This is a genomic window from Streptomyces sp. NPDC048659, from assembly GCF_040650575.1.
Taxonomy (GTDB): Bacteria; Actinomycetota; Actinomycetes; order Streptomycetales; family Streptomycetaceae; genus Streptomyces.
Map to the genome: position 1 here is coordinate 72,505 of NZ_JBEZHM010000033.1, position 20,956 is coordinate 93,460.

Annotated in this window: 21 protein-coding genes; 15 read left to right on the forward strand and 6 right to left on the reverse strand. The window is 73.0% G+C overall.

Going from position 1 to position 20,956, the window contains the following annotated elements:
- The first annotated feature begins 213 nt into the window (after positions 1-213).
- Together AB0C99_RS24115 and AB0C99_RS24120 are read left to right on the forward strand one after the other, a co-directional pair.
- Positions 214-885 (forward strand): DUF4097 family beta strand repeat-containing protein, encoded by a 672-nt coding sequence (locus AB0C99_RS24115; protein WP_362478538.1) that lies wholly within the window; start codon positions 214-216, stop codon positions 883-885.
- 159 nt (positions 886-1,044) lie between these two features.
- Positions 1,045-1,314 carry a hypothetical protein gene (locus AB0C99_RS24120; protein ID WP_362478541.1) on the forward strand — a complete coding sequence of 90 codons (270 nt, stop codon included), beginning with the start codon at positions 1,045-1,047 and terminating at the stop codon, positions 1,312-1,314.
- Here the strand turns inward: AB0C99_RS24120 and AB0C99_RS24125 are convergent.
- Entirely contained in the window at positions 1,307-1,702 is a 396-nt protein-coding gene (locus AB0C99_RS24125; protein ID WP_362478543.1) for an ATP-binding protein, read from the reverse strand. The two genes, AB0C99_RS24120 and AB0C99_RS24125, sit on opposite strands and share 8 nt — an antisense overlap.
- Positions 1,699-1,899: a hypothetical protein gene (locus tag AB0C99_RS24130; RefSeq protein ID WP_362478546.1), complete on the reverse strand. Its 201-nt coding sequence runs from the start codon at positions 1,897-1,899 to the stop codon at positions 1,699-1,701. The genes AB0C99_RS24125 and AB0C99_RS24130 overlap by 4 nt, the downstream gene beginning before the upstream one ends.
- Before the next feature lie 118 nt (positions 1,900-2,017).
- Here AB0C99_RS24130 and AB0C99_RS24135 point away from each other — a divergent pair, with 118 nt between their 5' ends.
- From AB0C99_RS24135 to AB0C99_RS24195, 13 genes are all read left to right on the forward strand, one after another.
- Entirely contained in the window at positions 2,018-2,896 is an 879-nt protein-coding gene (locus AB0C99_RS24135) for a helix-turn-helix transcriptional regulator (protein WP_362478549.1), read from the forward strand.
- A complete protein-coding gene (locus AB0C99_RS24140; RefSeq protein ID WP_362478551.1) occupies positions 2,853-3,056 on the forward strand; it encodes a DUF397 domain-containing protein in 204 nt (67 codons plus the stop codon). Before AB0C99_RS24135 ends, AB0C99_RS24140 begins: the two co-directional genes overlap by 44 nt.
- Before the next feature lie 135 nt (positions 3,057-3,191).
- A complete protein-coding gene (locus AB0C99_RS24145; protein ID WP_362478554.1) occupies positions 3,192-3,986 on the forward strand; it encodes an LPXTG cell wall anchor domain-containing protein in 795 nt (264 codons plus the stop codon).
- A 177-nt stretch (positions 3,987-4,163) separates the two neighbouring features.
- A complete protein-coding gene (locus tag AB0C99_RS24150; RefSeq protein ID WP_362478556.1) occupies positions 4,164-4,682 on the forward strand; it encodes a DUF6879 family protein in 519 nt (172 codons plus the stop codon).
- Between the two features lie 289 nt (positions 4,683-4,971).
- Positions 4,972-5,544, forward strand: coding sequence for a dihydrofolate reductase family protein (locus AB0C99_RS24155; RefSeq protein WP_362478559.1), 573 nt, complete (start codon positions 4,972-4,974; stop codon positions 5,542-5,544).
- A gap of 143 nt (positions 5,545-5,687) precedes the next feature.
- Positions 5,688-9,656, forward strand: coding sequence for a hypothetical protein (locus AB0C99_RS24160; RefSeq protein WP_362478562.1), 3,969 nt, complete (start codon positions 5,688-5,690; stop codon positions 9,654-9,656).
- Positions 9,657-9,885: 229 nt separating this feature from the next.
- Positions 9,886-10,749, forward strand: coding sequence for a pirin family protein (locus tag AB0C99_RS24165; RefSeq protein ID WP_362478564.1), 864 nt, complete (start codon positions 9,886-9,888; stop codon positions 10,747-10,749).
- Positions 10,746-12,014, forward strand: coding sequence for an MFS transporter (locus AB0C99_RS24170; protein WP_362478567.1), 1,269 nt, complete (start codon positions 10,746-10,748; stop codon positions 12,012-12,014). Before AB0C99_RS24165 ends, AB0C99_RS24170 begins: the two co-directional genes overlap by 4 nt.
- 153 nt (positions 12,015-12,167) lie before the next feature.
- Positions 12,168-12,845, forward strand: a complete 678-nt coding sequence (locus AB0C99_RS24175; RefSeq protein WP_362478570.1) for a TetR/AcrR family transcriptional regulator — start codon at positions 12,168-12,170, stop codon at positions 12,843-12,845.
- Between the two features lie 126 nt (positions 12,846-12,971).
- On the forward strand, positions 12,972-13,469 hold the full coding sequence (gene tpx, locus AB0C99_RS24180) for a thiol peroxidase (RefSeq protein WP_362478572.1): 498 nt from the start codon (positions 12,972-12,974) through the stop codon (positions 13,467-13,469).
- Between the two features lie 135 nt (positions 13,470-13,604).
- Positions 13,605-15,011, forward strand: a complete 1,407-nt coding sequence (locus AB0C99_RS24185; protein WP_362478575.1) for an FAD-binding oxidoreductase — start codon at positions 13,605-13,607, stop codon at positions 15,009-15,011.
- A 79-nt stretch (positions 15,012-15,090) separates the two neighbouring features.
- Positions 15,091-15,309 carry a type II toxin-antitoxin system VapB family antitoxin gene (locus AB0C99_RS24190; protein ID WP_362478577.1) on the forward strand — a complete coding sequence of 73 codons (219 nt, stop codon included), beginning with the start codon at positions 15,091-15,093 and terminating at the stop codon, positions 15,307-15,309.
- Entirely contained in the window at positions 15,306-15,710 is a 405-nt protein-coding gene (locus AB0C99_RS24195) for a PIN domain nuclease (RefSeq protein WP_362478580.1), read from the forward strand. Before AB0C99_RS24190 ends, AB0C99_RS24195 begins: the two co-directional genes overlap by 4 nt.
- 5 nt (positions 15,711-15,715) lie before the next feature.
- Here AB0C99_RS24195 and AB0C99_RS24200 read toward each other — a convergent pair whose 3' ends face one another.
- The 4 genes from AB0C99_RS24200 to AB0C99_RS24215 all read right to left on the reverse strand — a co-directional run bounded on the left by AB0C99_RS24200 (position 15,716) and on the right by AB0C99_RS24215 (position 20,867).
- Positions 15,716-16,342: a LysE family transporter gene (locus AB0C99_RS24200; RefSeq protein WP_362478582.1), complete on the reverse strand. Its 627-nt coding sequence runs from the start codon at positions 16,340-16,342 to the stop codon at positions 15,716-15,718.
- Positions 16,339-16,620 carry a DUF2087 domain-containing protein gene (locus AB0C99_RS24205; protein WP_362478585.1) on the reverse strand — a complete coding sequence of 94 codons (282 nt, stop codon included), beginning with the start codon at positions 16,618-16,620 and terminating at the stop codon, positions 16,339-16,341. Before AB0C99_RS24205 ends, AB0C99_RS24200 begins: the two co-directional genes overlap by 4 nt.
- Before the next feature lie 67 nt (positions 16,621-16,687).
- Positions 16,688-16,966, reverse strand: coding sequence for a hypothetical protein (locus AB0C99_RS24210; protein WP_362478588.1), 279 nt, complete (start codon positions 16,964-16,966; stop codon positions 16,688-16,690).
- Positions 16,967-17,111: 145 nt separating this feature from the next.
- Complete coding sequence (locus tag AB0C99_RS24215; RefSeq protein ID WP_362478591.1) at positions 17,112-20,867, reverse strand: amino acid adenylation domain-containing protein; 3,756 nt, start codon at positions 20,865-20,867, stop codon at positions 17,112-17,114.
- Positions 20,868-20,956 lie beyond the last annotated feature (89 nt).

Below are 20,956 nucleotides of genomic sequence, written 5' to 3' on the forward strand. Positions count from 1 at the left end.
ACTGGGGCCAGGGGTGCGTTCACTCATCATTCATTGCAACGCGCGACACTTCGCCATTGCGTTGACTTCACAAACATTGCAACGATTTCAAGGCTCTGAGCTGTGCATACGTCAATCACACGCAACGAACTCGTTGCACTCCACTCGAACGCAACGTAGCGTTTCTCATGTCAGAAACACACGGGAACGACACCCAGAGGAGCTCGAACCGTCATGCAGACCTTCGCCGCCACCGCCCCCATCACCGCCGTCCTCGACATCCCCGCCGGCCGCGTCCAGCTCATCGCCGCCGACCGCGCCGACGCCACCGTCGACATCCGCCCCGCGAACCCCGCCAAGAGCCGCGACACCAAGGCCGCCGAGCGCGTCCAGGTCGCCTTCGCCGACGGCGTCCTGCGGATCCAGACCCCCGCGCCCGAGAACAAGCTGTTCGGCAGCTCCGGCGCCGTCGAGGTCACCGTCCAGCTCCCCGCCGGTTCCCGCGTCGAGGCCCGCGCCGCCGCCGGTGACCTGCGCGGCGTCGGCCGCCTCGGCGACGTGACCCTGGAGACCGCCCAGGGCCAGGTCAAGCTCGACGGGGCCGCCAGCGCCCGGATCAGCGTCCAGGACGGCGACATCCTCGTCGGCCGCCTCGACGGCCCCGCCGAACTCCGCACCATGCGAGGCGACATCAAGGTCGGCGGCGCGGTGCGCGGCGCGGTCGAGCTGCGCACCGAGAAGGGCGACATCGAGGTCAGCGCCGTCCGGGGCGCCTCCGCGACGCTCGACGCGGGCACGTCGTACGGCCGCGTCAGCAACGCCCTCGCCAACACGTCCGGCGCCGCCGCCGAGCTCACGATCCGCGCCACCACCTCGTACGGCGACATCAGCGCCCGCAGCCTGTGAGGCGGCGTTGCCCCGACTGGTGGAGCGGCGAATCGGTTCGCCCGCCCCGGCGGGGTGACGCCGCGCGGGTCGGGCCCGGCGCGGCGGACCGGGCGGCCCCAGCCTGGGCGCAGCGAGGGCGTGCGAAGGACCCGCCCCGCCGACAAGGAGACCCCCGCCATGAAGACGTTCACCCGTCTCGTCACCGCCGTCGCCTGTACGGCCGCCGCGACGCTCACCCTCGTCCCCGCCGCTCAGGCGGCGCCCTCCGCGACCACCGCCCAGGCCGCCGCCGGCTGCCGCTACTACTACACGAGCTACTTCCGCGGACCGAACGGCGAGAAGACCGGCAGCGGCGAGTACGCCGAGGGCGACCTCGACCCCGAGGGCCGCGTCTGCCGCAACGGCTGGTGGGTGGCCTCCTACGAGGTGGACGGCTCCATCAGGTAGCCCGAGCCCCGTCCCGTGGCCGCGCGGGCGGACGGCTGGTGCCGGACAGTTCGCACCACACCGTCTTCCCGTACGGCCCCTGCTCCACGCCCCACCGCAGCGCCACCGCCTCCACGATCCCGAGCCCCCGCCCCGACTCGGCCCCCGGCCCGGACTCCCGTAACACCGGCCACACCCTCGGATCCGGATCGGTCACCGCGAGCCGCGTCCGCCCCTCGCGCGTGGCCTCCACCCGTACGGTGACGGGGGTGCCCTCGCCGACGTGCTGGATGACGTTCGTCAGCAACTCGCTGACGCAGAGCCGCAGATCGTCCCCCACCAGCATCCGGCGCACCTCCGGCACCACCTTCGGGACCGCGATCAGCTCGACCGCGAAGGGCAGCGTCACCCGCCGGCCGCCTTCCGCAGCACCTCGGCGAGCTGGCGTGCGGTCGCCACACCGCAGTTGCCGAGCGCGACGAGCGGGGGCCGGACGGTCCGCCCGGCGAGGGTCACCGGATCGACCCCCAGGGACGGGAGAACGATCCCGTGAGCTGCGAGAGCGCCTCTGAGTGCCTCGACGTCGGGCCCGATGTCGTCGGTCATGCGGGGTTCCGCCTTTCGTAGCGTGCCGTGACGAACCCCTCACACGCTGCCGCGCGCGGCCCTACCGTGGAAGCGTTTCCCGCTCCACGACGCAAGGTGCGAAAGGCGGTCCTGAACGGTGGCTGCGCGCAAGGAGATCGACGGTTCGGCAGGCGTCCCGCAGTTCTATGGGAAGGAGCTCCGCTACAAGAGGGAGGAGGCCGGACTGACGTTGAAGAGGCTGGTCGAGGGCAGCTTCTACGGGATCACGTACCTCAGCGAGATCGAACGCGGCGAGCGCAGTATGCCGCTGGACCTGGCCCGGCACGTGGACCGCGAGCTGAAGACGGACGGCTTCTTCGAGCGCCGCTGCGACGAGGCCCGCCAGGCACGGTTGAAGGGTCACGCCCCGTACTTCGAGCGCGTGCTGGAGGCGGAGAAGCGAGCGACGACGATCGAGGAGTGGGCTCCGACCGTCATCCCTGGACTGCTCCAGACGGCGCCGTACATGCGAGCGCTGTTCAAGGGCGAGTGGACGCAAGAACTGCCGGAGGAAATCGACGAGAAGATCACCGGCCGACTCGCACGCGCTCGGCTCTTCGACCAGGACCACAAGGAGCCCGAGTACAAGGTCATCCTCCACGAGTCTCTGGTGCGGTTGCCTGTCATGGCAGGGCCCCAGATGGCCGCGCAGCTCGACCAGATCATCGCCCTGATCAAGCGGGGTCGGGTCTTTGCGCAGATCCTCCCGTGGAGCGCTGGAGCGCACCCGTTGATGCTGAACAACGCCATGATCCTCGACTTCACGGACGCACCTCCGCTCGTCTACATGGAGGGCCAGCACCACGGAAATACAGTCGACGATCCGGCCCTCGTGAAGCAGTATCGGAGGTCGTACGATCTCTTGAGGGCCGCCGCCATGCCGCTGGACGCGTCCCTCGCGCTCATCGAGTCTGCGGCAGAGGGCTACCGAAATGGCAAGCAGCCGGATCGATCTGAGCGCCGCGACCTGGCGTAAGAGCAGTTACAGCAACACCACTGGCGGCAACTGCCTCGAAGTACGGGACGACTCCCCCGGTCTCGTCCCCGTCCGCGACTCCAAGCGCCCCCACGGCCCCGTGCTCGTCGTCTCCGCCGCCGCGTGGGCGCCCTTCGTCGCGGCGGTGAAGGCGCGCTGAACGGCCCGCCGGAAACAGGGCCTTCGGGGTACCCGTTCCGGGACCTTCCGCGCCGGTAGGGGGGCGGCGCGCGTGTCAGGATCTGGGCCTCTCCGCCGATGGCGAAGCCCACTTCCTAGCTCGTGGAGGTCTTCCATGGCGCGCCCGCTCACCCGTATGACGCTCGCCCCACTCGCGATACCGGCCGCCCTCCTCGCGGTGGCCGGGCCCGCCGTCGCCGTGTCGGACCCCGCGCCCCGCCTCGTCACGACGGCGTCCGTGGACGCGACCGCGCGGGCGAAGGTCGGCGACATCCTCACGTACACGCTGACCGTCCGCAACGACGGCGACGGCCGCGCCTACCGCGTCGACGTGGCGGACGCCGTGCCGCAGGGGACGGCGTACGTGCGCGGGTCACTCGCGGTGGGCGGCGAGGGGCGGAGCGACGCGGCGGACGGGGACAGGGCCGAGACGGACGGGACGACGGTACGGTTCCGGGTCGGCGAGGGGACGGCGGAGCCGTCGGGCGGCTGGCTCGGGCCGGGCGCGTCGGCGGTGGTGTCGTTCCAGGTGAAGGTGGCGGAGCGGGCGGCGGGCGGCTGGGTGGAGAACAGCGCGCACACGACGTACTTCAGCCCGCTGCGGGAGGTCACGAAGACGGGCGAGTCGAACGTGACGCGCACCGAGGTGGCGGCCGTCGAGCAGGCGGTGGCGGTGCGGCCGACCGCCGGCCCGGAGCCGTCACCGGAGGCGACCACCCTGGTGGCGAGGCCGACCCCCGCCCCGACCGGCTCGGCCCAGCAGACGCCCCCGCCCCGGAAGGGCCCGGGGACGGAGGACCTGGCGGAGACGGGCGCGCCCCGCCAGACGGTCACGGTCGCCGCCCTCGGCACGGCGCTGGCCCTGATCGGCGGCGCGTTCCTCGTCGTCGCGCGCAGGCGACGGGGCTGATCCTCGCGCGGTCACCGCTCGCGGAGCTCGGGTGCCGTGGGGACGGAGGTCGCCGGGGCGACGGGCGCGCCGGCTCGGCGCCCAGCCACTCTACGGACGTGCCGGACCACGAGACCGTGATCCGGCTCCCTGCGAACATGCTCCGGTTCGTTCCCCGCCCGGACAGTGAGGACAACAGTGGCAACAGCGGTACGTGAATGCCTCGCCAAGGCGCAGCGCTCGGCGAGGCACCTTGAGATGCGGGACAGCTACATGCGGGATGACCCGGAGTTCATCCGCTGGCAGGAAGGGCACCGGTACGACCCGGCGGACCGCGAGTCGTGGTGGCGGTCGTGGCTGGACGTGGTGGCCGAGACGACCGCGCGTGGTGTCGTCATGCGGCGCCTGCGTGTGGTCTCGGAGCCGCTGAGCGACTACGTCCGGTACGAGTACGACGGCACCTTCACGAACGTCGCGGCCGGCGAGGACGTCCGCTGGCTGCCGCGCTCGCGGGCGCGTGATCTGCTGCTCCCCGCGCTGGACGGGTGGGTCATGGACGAGGAGACCGTGATCCTCCACCACTTCAGCGGCGAGGGTCAGTGGACGGGCGCGCGCATGGAGGTCGTACACGATCCGACGCTGGCCGCGCGGTACGTCAGCGCGTACGAGGCGGCGTGGGAGCGCGCGATCCCGCACGCGGAGTACCGGCCCGCCTGATCCCGCGCCCATGGCTGTCTCCGCGTCTTCCAGTGCCCGGCGGGCCCGGCGGGCTCCTCCGGGAGCGCCACCGCTGTCAGCGGGCCCGAGGCTCCTCGCGCAGGTCCACTGGACGCGGCGTCATGCGGGCGCACGTACCAACTCCCTTACGCGGCACGCCCTGCCCGACACAAAATTTGCCGCGGACCGATGAGTTCTCGTGGGAGTCTCCGTCTTACTTCATGACTGGCGCGCACGCACCGGCCACCGTGAACGAGATCAGACATCCGAAAACCGAAGGGCTCCTCCCATGCGCACTCTCATCACCTCCGCCTTCATCTCCCTCGACGGCGTCGTCGAGGCCCCCGGCGGCGAGCCCGGCTACCGGAACTCCGGCTGGACGTTCAAGCACACCGAGTTCCTGCCCGACGCGTTCGAGATCAAGGAGCGGGAGCAGAAGGAGGCCGGGGCGGTGCTGCTGGGGCGGACGAGCTACGAGGCGTTCAGCCCCGTGTGGCCGGACATGGAGGACTTCGCGCGCTACAAGACGCTGCCGAAGTACGTCGTGTCCACCACCCTCGACGAGGGTGACCTCGTGTCCAACTGGGGCGACACCACGATCCTGCGCTCCCTCGACGAGGTCGCCGCCCTGAAGGAGACCGAGGGCGCCCCGATCATCGTGCACGGCAGCGCGACCCTGAACCGGGCGCTGTCCGACGCGGGGCTCGTCGACCGCTACCACCTGCTCGTCTTCCCGCTGCTGCTCGGCGCGGGCAAGCGGCTGTTCAGCGGCACCGACAAGGACGTCCAGAAGCTGAAGCTGGTCGAGAGCGAGACGTACGCGAACGGGGTCCAGAAGCAGGTCTTCGACGTGGTGCGGTGACCCCGCTCCCGGCCGTCCACGGCGCGGGTCCGCGCCGCGAAATCCCCTTGCCCCCATGGGACTCTGGGACCTCAATGGACTTGGTGTGTCACACACGGCACTTCCGTAGTCCGTAGTCCGTGTTCCGTCCCAGGGGGGACCTCTTGTACTCCGTCCATGCCGGGAAACCGGCGGGTCCACCGCGCGCGCTCACGCTGATCGCGCTGATCGTCGCGGTCATCGCGTCCGTGCTCGCGCCGGTCGCGACCGCGTCCGCCGCCGCGCCGACGCCCGCACCCGCACCCGCACCGTCGAAGGCCGCGCCCAAGGCCGTCGCGCCGAAGCCCACCGCCGCCCAGGACCGCGCCCTCGCCGCCCGCCAGATCGCCGAGGGCGGGCTCGCGGACACGTGTTCCGGGCCGATCGCGCCGAACACCGTCCACACTTGCGCCGCCTGGCCCGCCGGGAACGCCACGTCCTTCACGCTCGACGTGCCGCGCGCGAAGGACATCGTGTTCGTGCAGGCCGTGAGCACCGGGCAGCACAGCCCCTACCTCTCGCTGACCGCTCCCGACGGCACCGCCGTCACCTGTGACCGGCCCGACTACTTCGGCGCACACCGCTGCCCGACCACCGGAGCGGGCGCGTACACGCTGAAGGTGTGGGGCGGGTCGGGCGGCGACGGATTCTCCGTCTCCTACCAGGCGCTCCTGTCGAACGCCTCGTGCGCCCCGGTGGCGGACGCCGACACCGCGCTCGCCCGGCCCGCCGTCCGGGCGGTGAGCCTCGCGGCCGGTTCGACGGGCAACTGCTACGCGCTGCCCACCGCCGCCGGTGAGGTGCTGCGCCTGTCGCACAGCGACTACCGCGCGTCGCAGACCGTGTACGACGCGGCGGGCACCCAGATCTGCTCGACGCGCGACGCCGGCTCCGCCGTGGACTGCGCGCTGTCCGGCACCGCGCCCTACCGCCTGCTGGCGGCCGAGCGAGCGGCGGCGGCCACCGACCTCACGCTCACGGCGGCCCGCCTCTCGCACCCGAGCGGCTGCCCCGTCGTCGAGCCGCAGGCGTACGGGGCGGTGCCCGACGCGACCGGCACCGCCCGCTGCCGCACCTTGCGCGTCCCGGCCGACGGCCAGTACCTCTTCGGCACCGTGGACGGCCAGGACGAGAACCCGGCCACGCTCGACGGGCGACCGCACCGCGCCGACGGCACCCCGGTCTGCTCGCCGGAGCCCACCACCCCGTGCCGGCTGACCGCGGGTGACTACACCTGGGCCCGCAGCGCCTCGGCCCTCGGCGAGACCGACGCGTACGGCCTCTGGTTCCTCGCCACCGCGCAGGCCCAGGGCTGCACGCCGGTCAAGGACGACGGCTTCGCTTCGGGCCCCGCGACGGGCACCTTCACGGGCGCCGGGCAGGCCCACTGCCTCGCGCTGCCGACCGCGTCGGGACGCGGCCTGTACCTCCTCGACAGGGAGAAGGCCGAGGACGCCGCCCGCCCGACCGTGCGGGTCTACGACGCCGGGGGCGCGGAGCAGTGCGCGGAGCCACGGAACTCGGCCACCTGCAAGCTGACCGGCACCGCCCCGTTCCGCGCCGTGCTGACCACGCGCGCTCCGGGCCCGTACCAACTGGCAGTACACCGAACCGGCGAGACCGACGGCTGCACCACGTGGACCCAGTCCGGCTTCGGCAACACCTGGGGGGCCGAGGTTCCCCTGAGCTACGGGGAGACCAGATGCCTCGCTCTGGCGGGTGCGGCCCACTCCACCGCCGAAATGGTCGACTTCGCCAACGAGAGCAACCAGGTGGACGCGCAGCTGCGGATCCACGACACGGCCGGCAACCAGGTGTGTGCCACCAACGGCAACACCTCGACGACGACCTGCCGCCTCACCCCGGGCGCCCCGTACACGGCGCTGCTCACGCGGAGCGGCTACGGCCCCGACACGTACAAGCTGGTCCGCCGCGACATCTCCGCGACGGCCCGCTGCGCGGCGCCCGCGTCGCTGAAGGTCGGCGGGCCCTCCACCCCGTACACCCTCCGCGGCGACCTCGACGGCACCTGCCTGCGGGTCTCGGCCTCGGCCACGGACAAGCTGTGGCTGTCCGTGCGGACCCCGGGCGCGCCCGGCAGGTCGGGTGCGGTCCTCGGCGTAGTCGACGGCGGCGGCACGAGCAAGTGCCGCACCTGGGGCACCGCCGGCACCTGCCGGGTCTCCGGCTCCACCTCGTACCTGGTGTACGTCGTGGCGCTCGCCTACGAGGAGACGCCGGTCAGCATCTCCGTGGACACCTGGCGCATCGGCACGGCCTCCGGCTGGGCGCCCGAGTGCACCGCCAACCAGGTGTCGGCCACCGGCTTCGCCCCGCGCAGCGGGGTCCTGACCGAGTCGGCCACGGCCTACTGCGCGGTGCTCGACCTGAAGCCGGGGCAGCGCTTCGACGTGCCCGGCGTGGACAGCGACCCGAACGGGTCCGCCCCGACGCTGAGCCTGCTGGCCGACGACTCCTTCGCCGGTGCCTCGGTCAGCTCGTACCTCTGCGCGGGCACCAGCGCCGGATTCCCCTTCAACTGCTACACCGACACCTACGCTCCGACCGGTCGCTACGTGCTGCTGATGACCGCGGGCAAGGCTCCGACGCCCTACGAGTTCACGATGCAGGGCGTCTGCTCGTGGTGCTCGCCCCCGCTGCCCCAGGCCGACGTCGCCTCGCTGAGCAGCACCAGCGGACCGGCCGGAACGGCGCACCCGGTGGAGCTGCGCGGCTCCGGGCTGACGCTCGGCTCGCAGATCCGGCTCCGCAGCACCACGACGGGGGAGACCTCGCTGAACCAGGCGGTGTCCGTCGCTCCGGACGGGACCTCGATGAAGGTGCTGCTCGGCACGTACGGCCTGCCGTCGGGCCGCTACGACATCGTCGTCGACGGCGCCGGTTACACCTCCGGCACCCGCTCCCCCGGCTACCTCCCCGGCGCCTTCACCGTCACCGAGGCCCCGGCCCCGGCGGCCCCCGGCCGCTTCGTGCCGGTCGCGCCGAAGCGGTTCCTCGACACGCGGAACGGCACCGGCGCGCCCAAGGCCAGGGTCGGCGCGGGCGGCACCGTGAAACTGAAGGTCGCCGGGGTCAACGGCGTCCCGGCGACGGGGGTCTCGGCGGTCGTCATGAACGTCACAGCCGTCGCCCCGACCGCCGGCGGCTTCCTCACCGTCTACCCCGACGGGCGGCCTGTGCCGTCGGCGTCGAGCCTCAACTACACGGCGAACCGCACCCTCTCCAACCTGGTGACGGTCGCCGTCCACAACGGCACCGTCGACCTGCGCAACAGCGCGGGCACGGTCGACGTCGTCGCCGACGTGGCGGGCTACTACACGACGGCGGAGGGCGCGGGCTCGGCGCTCACGTCGATCGACCCGACGCGCTTCCTGGACACCCGCAACGGCACCGGCGCGCCGAAGGCCAAGGTCGGCGCGGGCGGCACCGTGAAGCTGAAGGTCGCGGGGGTCCGGGGCGTCCCGGCGACGGGCGTCACCGCCGTCGTCATGAACGTCACCGCCGTCGCCCCGACCGCGAGCGGCTTCGTCACCGTCCACCCGGACGGCCAGCCGCTGCCCACCGCCTCGAACATCAACTACACGGCCGGGGAGACCCTGCCCAACCTGGTGGTCGTGCCCGTGGTGAACGGCTCGGTGGCGCTCCGCAACAGCGCCGGCACCATCGACCTGCTCGCCGACGTGACGGGCTACTTCACCGCCACGGGCGCCGGGTTCACCGCCACCGAACCGGTCCGGCTGCTCGACACCCGCACCGGGCTCGGCGCGCGAGCGGGCGCGGTCGGGCCGGGCGGCGTGGTGAGCATGCAGGTGGGCGGCGTGGCGGGCGTCCCCCGCGAGGGCGTCACGGCCGTCGTCCTCAACGTCACCGTCACCGCCCCGACGGCGGCGAGCTACCTCACCGTCCACCCGCACGGACGCCCGCGCCCGACGGTGTCGAACCTCAACTACGCGGCGGGCCGGACGATCTCGAACCTGGTGGTCGTCCCGGTCGTGGACGGACGCATCACGTTCGCCAACCACTCGGGCGGTACGCAGGTCATCGCCGACCTGAACGGCTGGTACGGCGGCTGACGCAGGGGGCTGACGGGGAGTCCCCAGAACGGAACGAGGGGAACCGGGGAGGGCCGGATCGCGTGCGACGCGGTCCGGCCCTCCCCGTTGCCGTGATCCGGACGGCCGCGCCCCTGACGGTGAAACGGCGTTGGTGGTCACAAGCCTCAAACTAAACCGATCGGTTCACCTCGTCAAACCAAACGGTTCAGTCTTGACAGTGAACTGAATGGTGTAGTTCATTCTTGGCATGACCTCAGAGCGCACCGTCACCCGCGTCGTCCGCCCCTTCCACACCTACGAGGGCGCCGGCTTCCCCGTCCGCCGCCCCTTCCCGACCGCCGAACTCCCCTTCGTCGACCCCTTCCTGATGGTCGACCAGGTCGGGCCGGTCGAGCTCGGCCCCGGCGAGGCCAAGGGCGCGCCCCCGCACCCGCACCGCGGCTTCGAGACGATCCAGTACGTCCTCGACGGCGACATCGCCAACGCCGACTCCCGCGGCCACCGCGCCGTCGTCCGGGGCGGCGGGGTGCAGTGGCTGACCGCCGGGGCCGGGATCGTCCACGAGGCCCTGCCCACCGAGGAGTTCCTCGCCTCCGGCGGGCGCCAGCACATGCTCCAGATCTGGCTGAACCTCCCCGCCCGGCTCAAGTCCCTGCCGCCCCGCAGCCAGAACGCCGAAGCCGCCGAGCTGCCCGCCGTCCCGCTCCCCGACGGCTCCTCGCTCACCGTCCTCGCGGGCACCACCCACGGGACCACCGGCCCGTTCGCCACGCACACCCCCGCCCTCGTCGTCCACGCGCGCCTCGCGGCGGGCGGGCGCGCCGAGTTCACCGCGCCCGCCGGGCACAACGCGATGGTGTACGTGCTCACCGGCGCCGCCTCCGTCGGCGGCGAGGACCTCCCGGACGGGCACCTCGCGCTCCTCGCCCGCGACGGCGAGCGCTTCGCCGTCCGGGCCCCCGGCGCGCCCGCCGAGGTGCTCGTCCTCGCGGGCGAGCCGATCGGCGAACCGGTCGCCCGCAGCGGCCCCTTCGTGATGAACACCGCCGCCGAACTCCGGCAGGCCGAGAAGGACTTCGCCCAGGGGCTGATGGGGCGGATGCCGGTATGAGGCGGACCACCGGCGGGACCGTCCTCGCCGGGGCGGCGGGACGGCGGGCCGGCGCGTCAACCTCCGCGCCCGCCCCTGCCCCCACGACCACCCGTAAGCCCCTCCCCCTCCGCCACGCGCTCGTCCCCGCGCTCTTCGTCGCCCCCGCCTCCATGGGGATCTCCGGGCCGAGCCTCGTCCTGCCCGAAGCCGCCCGCGCGCTCGGCGTCTCCCCCGGGGCGGCGGCCTGGCTCATGACCGTGACCGGGATCGGCATGGCCCTCGGCACGCCCCTGCTCAGCGCCACCGCCGGGCGGCGCGGGCCGGGCGGCACCGCCAGGGCCGGGGCCGTCCTCCTCATCCTCGGCGCGTCGCTCGTCCTCCTGGCCGGGATCGCCGGAACCGCCGGGCTTCCGCTCGCCCTCGCCGGGCGGGCCGTCGAAGCCGTCGGGGCCGCCGGGGTCACCGTCACCGCGTTCCGGCTCGCCGCCCTCGACCGCTCCGGCCGGGCCGCCGCGATCGTCGCCATCGGCAGCGCCGCCGGCGGCACCCTCGGGCTCTTCGCGGGCGCCGCCGCCGGTCACGCCGCGGGCTGGCGGGCCGCGCTCGTCCTGCCGCTGCTGAGCCTCCTCGCCCTGCCGGCCGTCCTGCGCCGCACCGGGCCCGCCGGCCGCGTCGGTCATACCGGGCCCGCCGGCCCTGCGGGCCACACCGCACCCTCCGCACCCGCCGGACCCGCCGGACCTGTCAGCCACACTGGACCCACCGGCCCCGCCAGCCCCCTCGCCCCCGCCCGCCCCCTCGCCCTCCTCCGCGCCCCCGCCTTCCTGGCCGCCGCCGGGCTCATGCTCGTCCTCTCCACCGTCAACTTCGCCCTGCTGTACGGCGCCCCGCGCCGCGTCGCCGCGCTCACCGGCTGGAGCCCCGTCCACACCGGCGCCGTCGCCGGGCTCGCCGCGCTCACCGGGGCGCTGCTCTCCTGGCGGCTGGTCCGGCTCGCGCCCCGGCTCGGGGCGCGCCGCACCCGGGCGCTGCTCGCCGCCGCCTCCGCCGCCGCGCTCCCGCTCGCCGCGCTCGCCCCGTGGCCCGCCGCGGTCCTGCTCGGCTCGGGGCTCAGCGCGCTCGCCACGGCGGGCGGCCAGGGCACCCTGCTCGCAGCCGCGCTGCGGGGCCTCGCCGAGGACCGGCACGGCACGGCGGTCGGGCTCTTCAACCTGGCCTTCCTGTCTGGTGTGGCCCTCGGCCCGGCCCTGGCGGCGACGGCCACCGCGGCGGCCCTCGGCTGATCACGGCCGCCGACCTGGGATCCGTACCGAACCGAATCGAGCCGAGCCAAGCAGAGTCGAGCCGAATCGAGCCGAACGTACCGAACCGTTCAGTTCACCCCTTCCTATACTGGTGGTCACGAAACCCCGCCGCTCCCTCCCCGAAGGACCCCCATGGGCGCCCAGACCCTCCCGGACGACGTGCTCGACGCGTACGGCATCCCCGTACTGCCCGACCCCGCCTCCGCCACCGCCCGCAAGCGGCAGGCGATCATCGACGCCGCGCTCGCGGAGTTCCTGGCCGAGGGGTACGCGGCGGCGTCCATGGACGCGATCACCCAGCGGTCGGGCGTCTCGAAGGCCACCGTCTACAAGCACTTCGGCAGCAAGGAGCGCCTGTTCCTCGCCGTGATCGGCGGGGTGCTGGTGCGGACCTACGCCGGTGTGGCGCCTGGCGCGTCCGGGCTCGCCGAGGCGCCCGAGCCGCGCGCCGCGCTCGTCCGGCTGGCCGGCGACTGGGCTAGGACGCTGCTGCGGCCCGACATCATGGCGCTGCGGCGGCTGGTGATCGGCGAGATCGACCGCTTCCCGCAGCTCGGGCAGCTCTGGTACCGGCTCACGTACGACATGTACAACGGCCCGCTGATCGAGGCCGTGACCGCGCTCGACGCGCGCGGCACCCTCGACGTGCCCGACCCGGAACTGGCCGTGCAGCAGCTCGTCGCCGCCACGGTCGGCGTGCCCCAGCTCGTCCACACCTTCGCGCCCGCGACGGAGGTCGACGAGGAGGCGCTGGACCGGCAGGTCGCCTCGGGCGTGGACCTCTTCCTGGCCCGGTACGCGCGCGCCTGAGCGGGGATCGCGGCGGGGATCGGGGCGGGGATAGCGGCCGGAATCAGGGCGGGAATCGGGGGGATTCGCCGCGCAGTACGATCGGGACCGTCGCAAGCGTTACGTGTTGGATGAAGGAGAAATGGCATGGCGCAGGTCACGCTCAAGGGCAACCCCGTACAGGTCAACGGCAGCCTGCCCGCCGCCGGCACCGAGGCCCCGCAGTTCAGCCTGGTCGGCGAGGGCCTCGCGGACCTCTCGCTGAAGGACTTCGCCGGCAAGCGCAAGGTCCTCAACATCTTCCCGAGCGTGGACACCCCGACCTGCGCCAGCTCGGTGCGCGCGTTCAACAGCAAGGCGGCGGAGCTCGACAACACCGTCGTGCTCTGCATCTCCGCCGACCTGCCGTTCGCGCAGTCCCGCTTCTGCGGCGCCGAGGGCCTGGAGAACGTGAAGAGCCTCTCCACCCTGCGCGGCCGTGAGTTCCACAGCGACTACGGCGTGGACATCGCCGACAGCCCGCTGGCCGGCCTGACCGCCCGCGCCGTCGTCGTCCTCGACGAGAACAACAAGGTCCTGCACACCGAGCTGGTCGGCGAGATCGCGGACGAGCCGGACTACGAGGCCGCGCTCGCGGTCCTCTGAGCCGTACGCCTCCCGGCGAAGGGCCGTCGCGACACCCGTCGCGGCGGCCCTTCGCGCGTGGTGCGGAGCGCCGCGCGCAGGGGGAGACTGAAGAGGTAGCGCGGCCGGCCGCGGGGGTGCCCTGGAGGAGTGGTCATGGGCGGTACGGCGGTGGTGGAGACCCTGCGCGAGGCGCTGCGCGGCGAGGTGATCGGGCCGGACGACCCCGGGTACGACGAGGCCCGGGCGGTCTACAACGCGATGATCGACCGCCGGCCCGCGGTGATCGCGCGGTGCGCGGACGTGACGGACGTGCGGGCGGTGGTGCGGTACGCCCGCGAGAGCGGCATGGACCTGTCGGTGCGCGGCGGCGGGCACAGCGGGGCCGGGCAGTGCGTGGTGGACGGGGCGGTGCTGCTGGACCTGTCGGCGATGCGGTGGGTGCGGGTGGACCCGGCGGCGCGGACCGCGCGGGCGAGCGGCGGGGCGGTGCTGGGGGACCTGGACCACGAGGCGCACGGCTTCGGGCTCGGGGTGCCGGCCGGGATCATGTCGACGACCGGGGTGGGCGGGCTGACGCTGGGCGGCGGGCACGGGCATCTCACGCGGGCGTACGGGCTGACGATCGACAGCCTCCTGTCGGCGGACGTGGTCCTCGCGGACGGGTCGTTCGTGACCGCGTCGGCGGCCGAACACCCGGAGCTGTACTGGGCGTTGCGGGGCGGCGGCGGGAACTTCGGGATCGTCACCTCCTTCACGTACGCGCTGCATCCGGTGGACACGGTGGGGCTGGCGGTCACGCTGTGGGACCCGAAGGACATCGGGGCGGTGCTGCGCTGGTACCGGGAGTTCCTGCCGGCGGCGCCGGAGACGCTGAACGGCTTCTTCGCGGTGCTGACGGTGGCGCCGGGGCCGCCGTTCCCGGAGGAGATCCAGGGGAAGCGGATGTGCGGCGTGGTGTGGTGCTTCACCGGGACGCCGGACGAGGAGGAGCTGACCCGGGTGTTCGCGCCGGTCGCCGAACCGGCCCCGCCCGTCTTCCACTTCGCGACGCCGATCCCGTATCCGGCGCTCCAGTCGCTCTTCGACGAGCTGATCCCGAAGGGGCTCCAGTGGTACTGGCGCGGGGACTTCTTCGACCGGATCACGGACGGCGCGATCGACGCGCACGCGGAGTTCCTGGAGAGCCTGCCGACCGACCTCTCCACGATGCACCTCTACCCGGTCGACGGCGCGGCCCACCGCCCCGGCCCCGGGGACACGGCCTGGGCCTACCGGGACGCCGTCTGGTCCGGCGTGATCGGCGGCATCACCCCGGAGCCCGCCGAAGCGGACCGCGTCCGCGACTGGGCCGTGGGCTACTGGGAGGCGCTGCACCCGCACTCGATGGGCGGCGCGTACGTGAACTTCCTCGGCGCCGACGAACCGGCCACCCGCGTCCGCGCCACCTACCGCGACCACTACGACCGGCTGGCCGCGGTGAAACGGACCTACGACCCGGACAACGTCTTCCGGCACAACCAGAACATCGCACCGGCGGAGGCGGGCGCGGGCGCGGCCTGACGCCAGATGGATATACTGCGCTTCTGGATATATCCAGAAGCGCAGAGCCCGGATCGCCACGCACCGCCGGAGGCCGCCCATGTCCAAGACCCTGGTCGACATCGACGACGAGATGCTCGCCTTCGCCCAGCGGCAGCTCGGCACCAAGACCAAGCGGGACACCATCAACCGGGCCCTCGCCATAGCGTCGGCGCTCAGCACGGAGGACCGCGAGCGCGCCCTCGCCTGGCTCCAGGACAACGCCGGGGACTTCCTGGACTTCGACGTCCTGGAAGAGCGGGAGCGGTCCGGCCGGTGAACTACCTCGCCGACACCTCCGCGGTGTGGCGCATCCTGCGCCGTCAGATCGGCTCACCGTGGCCGGAGCGGGTGGCGCGCGGGCGGGTGGCGCTGTGCCCGCCCGTCGAGGCCGAGCTGATGCCCGGCCTGCGGTCGGACCGGGACTGCGAGCCGTTCCTCACCATGCTGAGCCAGACCTTCGGCTGGGTGCCGGCCGTCGACGACCCCTGGCCGGAGATCATCGCGGTCCAGCGGGACCTGGTCCGGATCGGGCACCACCGGGGGCCTTCCCCGATGGACATCCTGATCGCCCTGACGGCGGCGCAGCACGGGCTGACCCTCATCCACGTCGACGACGACTTCGACGCCGTCGCCAAGGTGCGGCCGGGCATCTCCATGCTGCGCCTCGACACGCTCTGAGCGCCCTACCCCACCAGCCGCACCGCCAGCACCACGATCAGTGTGCTCGACGCGAGGGTCGTGGTCAGGCGGCCTCGGGGGCCCGTCAGGGTGCGGCCCAGGAGGGTGCCGCCGGTGGCCAGGAGGAGTTGCCAGCTCGCCGAGGCGGCGAGGGCGGCTACGACGAAGGCGGTGCGATCGGCGGGCGTCGCGGGGGCGTCCGGGCCGGTGGCCAGGATCAGGGCGACGAAGTAGACCACCGTCATGGGGTTGAGGGCGGTGATGCCGAGGAACGCGGCGTAGGCGCGGGCCGGGGTCAGCGGCCGGGCGCCGTCGTCGCGGGAGGCGAGGGCGCCCGCGCGGTGGGCGCGTACGGCCGTCCAGGCCGCGCGGACCGCCAGGGCGACCAGGACCACCGCCGAGACCCAGCGCAGCGGGGTCATGACCGGCGTCAGGTACGGGACGAGGGCCGAGCCCCCCGCCACCGCGAGGAGCGCGTAGGCGCCGTCTGCGGTGGCGACGCCCAGGGCCGCGGCGGCGCCGGTGCGCCAGCCGGTGCGGGCGGTGACGGCGACGAGGTAGGCGCCGACCGCGCCGACCGGGATCGCGATGCCGTAGCCGGCCAGCAGGCCGGCCAGGGCCGCGGCGGTCACGCGACGGCGGGGGTCGCTCCGGCGTCGGGGCCGGGCTGTCGGCGGTAGGCCGAGCCGTCCTTCGTACGGGTCAGCTGGCCGCCGATCACGAGGTAGCGGCGCAGCGCCGGGAAGTCCTCGTGGACGGTCTTCAGCGCCTCGTTGACCTCGCGCTCGCCGTAGACCCGGTCCTGCTCGAAGAGCGTCGCGGCGAGGTGGTCGAGGAGGGCCGCTCTGCGGGCGGGCCTGCGCGGGATCGCCTTGAGGCGTCCGTCCGCGCTGAACAGGTCGGAGATCATGGGGTGCAGACTGGCCTGCGCCGCCCGCGCGCGGCAACGGGTTTTAGCGGGTCCGCAGGTCAGCCGGTCAGCGGGTCATCACCTTCACCGCCGGGTCGATCCTCGGCACGATCGGCGGCATCCCGTTCTCCACGAAGATCGGCTGCGCCTGCCGGATGAAGGCCAGGAACTCGTCCTCCGACTCCCAGAAGTCCACCACCCGCCACCCGCCCGACCCGTCCGGCCCCGCCGCGTGCGCGAGGAAGCCCGGCATCGGCCACCACTCCGCCGCGACGATCCCGGCGATGGCACGCTCGTAGACCTCCTGGGTCAGACCGGGGACCTCGATGGTGACGACGACGGCCATGGCGCTGCTCCCGTACGGGTGGGGGGTGGGGCGGGGTCCCGACCAGCACAGCAGCCGGTCCCCCGCCCCGCATCGCGGCCGGGCCGAAAGGGCTACCCGGGCTCCCGGGCTGCCCGGGTGACCCGGGCTGCCCGCGTCACCCGCGTCACCCGCCCAGTCTGTAGTGGATCTGCTTCACCAGTTCCTTCAGGTCCGGTGTCCGCAGCAGGCTGTAGTGGTCGGCGGCCAGTTCGATCACCGTCGGCGGGCGGCTGGACCAGCCCGTGGTGCCTTCGAGGAAGGAGTAGTCGTCGCCCTGCGCCTTGAAGATCGTGACCGGGCAGGCCACCTTCCGCTCGGTGAGCTCCTGGAACGTGTACGTGAAGTCGAAGGTCTGCTCCACGATCGCGATGATCCGGGCGATCAGCTCCGGGTCCAGCGCCGGGAAACGTTCCGCCACGTGCGCCGCGAAGCCCTCCGCGTCCTTCGCCGGGACGTCCGCGAGGGTGCCCGCGAAGACCGAGTAGAGGATCTGGGTGAAGCCGGGGTTGTCGTACGAGGCGCCGCCCGCCGCCGACTCGGCGCGCACCTTCGGGGAGCCGGGGGCGATCAGGAAGAGGTGCTCGACCTGTTCGCCGGCCGCCTCCAGGAGGTGCGCCGACTCGAAGGCGACGCGGGCGCCGAAGGAGTAGCCCCACAGGGTGTACGGGCCGGTGGGCTGGCGGCGCCGGATCGCGGCCACGTCGGCGGCGGCCATCTCGCGGATCGTCGCGTACGGCGTCTCGCCCCGGTTGATGCCGTGCGCCTGCACGCCGTAGAAGGGGCGGTCGACGCCCACCGCCTCCGCCAGGAAGCGCAGGTTCATCGTGTAGCCGCCGAGGCCCGGCCAGCAGAACACCGGCGACTGGGCGCCGTCCGCGTGCAGCCGGACCAGCCGCGAGGCCGGGGTCGCGGCGACGCCGTCCACCCGGTGGGCCAGCTTCTCGATGGTGGGGGCCTCGAAGAGGATCTGGAGCGGGAGCGCGGCCTCCGGGAACTCGCGGTTGATCTTCGTGATGAGGGCGACCGCGATCAGCGAGTTGCCGCCCGACTCGAAGAAGTCGTCCAGCACGGAGACCGCCTCGACCTCCTCGTACTTGAGCGCCGCCGCCCAGATCGCCGTGAGCCGGGTCTCGGTGCGGGTGCGCGGCAGGACGTGCGGGCGGCCGTGCAGGCCCGCGTTGACGACGGCGAGGTCGCCGAGCGCCTTGGTGTCGACCTTGCCGTTGGCGGAGTGCGGCAGCCGGTCGAGGACGACGACCCGGTTCGGGATCATGTAGTCGGGCAGGTGGTTGACCAGGTCGTCGCGGATCATCTCCGCGGGGCCCTTCATGTGGACGGTGTCCTCGTACATGCCCTCGCTGAGCGCCTGCTCCTCGCTGACCCGGCCGCCGACGAAGAAGTACGAGGGGCCGGTCGGGCGGCCCGCCGCCGCCAGCACCTCGTCCATGCGGCGGGCGGCGGGCAGCGGGTTGCCGGTCATCGAGCTGTAGCCGGAGGACATGAAGCCGAGGCCGTGGCCGCCGAGCTGGAGGCGCTGGAGGGCGCGGCCCAGGTCGATGTAGGCGCGCCAGGGCTCCTCGGTCCGGCTGACCGCCGTGACGCCCAGGCTGGCCCGGTCGTACACCGCCTGGTTGATGGCGATGACGTGCTTCCGCTCGACCAGGCCGGGGGCCAGGGGGATCAACGTGCCGTGTTCGTAGGTGTATTGGCCCTCCGGGAGGTCCGCGATGCGGTCCGGGTGGGACTGCACGTAGAGGTCCACCTCCGGCTCGGCCGGGGCCTGCTCGTCGTACGGGACGAGCTCGAAGACGCCCAGGTCCTCGGGGTCGCCGGGGGCGCCGCCGCGGACCGGGCGGAGGTCCAGGCCGAGGCCGGGCAGGATCTCCTCGAAGAGGCCGACCATGTGGCCGGTCTCGATCTCCAGGACCTCGCGGATGTTGTTGCGGTAGACCGGCTCGATCGCCGACCACTTGCCGCGGAAGGCGAAGCGGACCCGGGGCTCTCCCCCGGCCTCGGCCGGCTCCATCAGGTGCAGCCGGTGGTGCACCGGGTGGTAGTAGTACGTGCCGGGCTCCAGGCCCGCGATCCCGCGCGCCTCCACGTACAGCTGGGTCGCGTAGAGCGCGCCGGGCGAGGCGTAGCCGTACTTCGGGAGGAGCCGCTCCTCGCTGCTGAACTGGCCGAACCAGCGCAGGAGTTCGCCCAGGTCGGCGACGGTCAGGGTGCAGACGGCGCGCGAGCCGATGCCCTCGGGGCGGCGGGCCAGCGCGGCCAGCACGTCGGCGCGGGTGACCGGGCCGCCCTCGTAGAAGCGGTAGGTCTTGCGGGCGAAGACGGTGCGGCGCATCCGCTCGGTGGGGGTGCGCCCGGCGAGCCCGACGACGGGGCGGCCGGCGAGGGCCGCGTCGTCGAGGGTGCCCGCGTTGGACAGCTGCGCCTTGACCTGGAGCTTGGACTCCTTGGACTGGTGGTGGGCGCCGTGGTTGCCCTGGTCCATCAGGGCGGCTTCCTTCGGGGAGAGCTCGACGCAGGCGACCAGGTTCTGGAAGCCGGTGCGGGGCTCGTTCTTCACGATGACGGCGGCGGACTTCACCCAGTCGTGGTTCTCGATGGCGACGGCGATCTCGTCGAGCTCGACGCGGAAGCCGCGGAGCTTGATCTGGTTGTCGGCGCGCCCGGCGAACTGGACGGTGCCGTCCTCGTTCCAGGTGGCCAGGTCGCCGGTGCGGTAGAGGCGTTCGCCGTCCTCGGCGGTGATGAAGCGCTCGGCCGTGAGCTCGGGCCGGTCCAGGTACCCCCGCGCCACCTGGACGCCGCCGACGCAGAGCTCGCCGTCGCGTATGTGGAAGGTCGTCTCGTACGCCGGTCTTCCGATCGGGACGGCGGAGGGGCCGTCGGCGACGGTGGCCCGGTCCACGGTGTGCGAGGAGGCGTTGATGGTGCACTCGGTGGGGCCGTACAGGTTGATCAGCTCGGCCTCGGGGAGTTCGGCGAGGAGCTGCACGGCGAGGTTGCGGGAGAGGACCTCGCCGCCCGAGTAGACCCGGCGCAGGGTGGCGCAGCCGCCGAGGCGCTCGGTGTCGACGAGGGCCTGGAGGAGGGTGGGGACACCTTGGAGCATGGTGACGCCGTGCCGCCGGATGGTGTCGATCAGGCCCTCGGGGTCGCGGTAGACGCCGGGCGGACCCATGGCGACGCGGGCGCCGACGGCGGAGGCGAGGATCTCCCACTGGGCGGCGTCGAAGGACATCGGGGTCTTCTGGACGACGACGGCGTCGGGGCCGAGGGCGTGTTCGGCGCCCATCCAGCGCATCTGGGCGGTGATGGAGCGGTGCTCGACCATGACCCCCTTGGGCTTGCCGGTGGAGCCCGAGGTGTAGATCACGTACGCGAGCTGAGACGGGTCCAACTCGGGCTCGGCGAGCGGCTGTTCGTCGCCCGCGGTGCGCCAGGCGTGCTGGACGGCGTCCTTGAGGGTGATGACGGTGGAGCCGGGCGGGGCGAGTTCGGCGACCCGCTCGCGGAAGCGTTCCTGGGTGAAGACGATCCGGGCGCCGCTGTCCTCGATCATGTAGCGCAGCCGCTCCTCCGGGTACTCCGGGGAGAGCGGCACATAGGCGCCGCCGGAGAACAGCACGCCCCAGGTTCCGATCACCAGTTCGAGCGAAGGTTCGACGTGAACCCCGATCCGCTCGTCGGCGGACACCCCTAAGGTGCGCAGGTACGTGGCGAGGACGGCGGCGCCCTCGTGCAGTTCGCGGAAGGACAGCGTGTCCTCGCCGAAGACGACGGCGGTGTCGTCACCGCGCAGCGCCGCCTGCTCGCGCAGCAGCCGGTCGAGCGTCGCCGGCGCCTCCGCCGTGTTCACCGTACTGGGCATGAAGGTCCTCTTCGTGAGTCGAAAGGGGTGGGCCCCCGTCCTTCCGGACCCGGGCCCACCGCGCACACCGGTAGATGAGCAGATCCAGC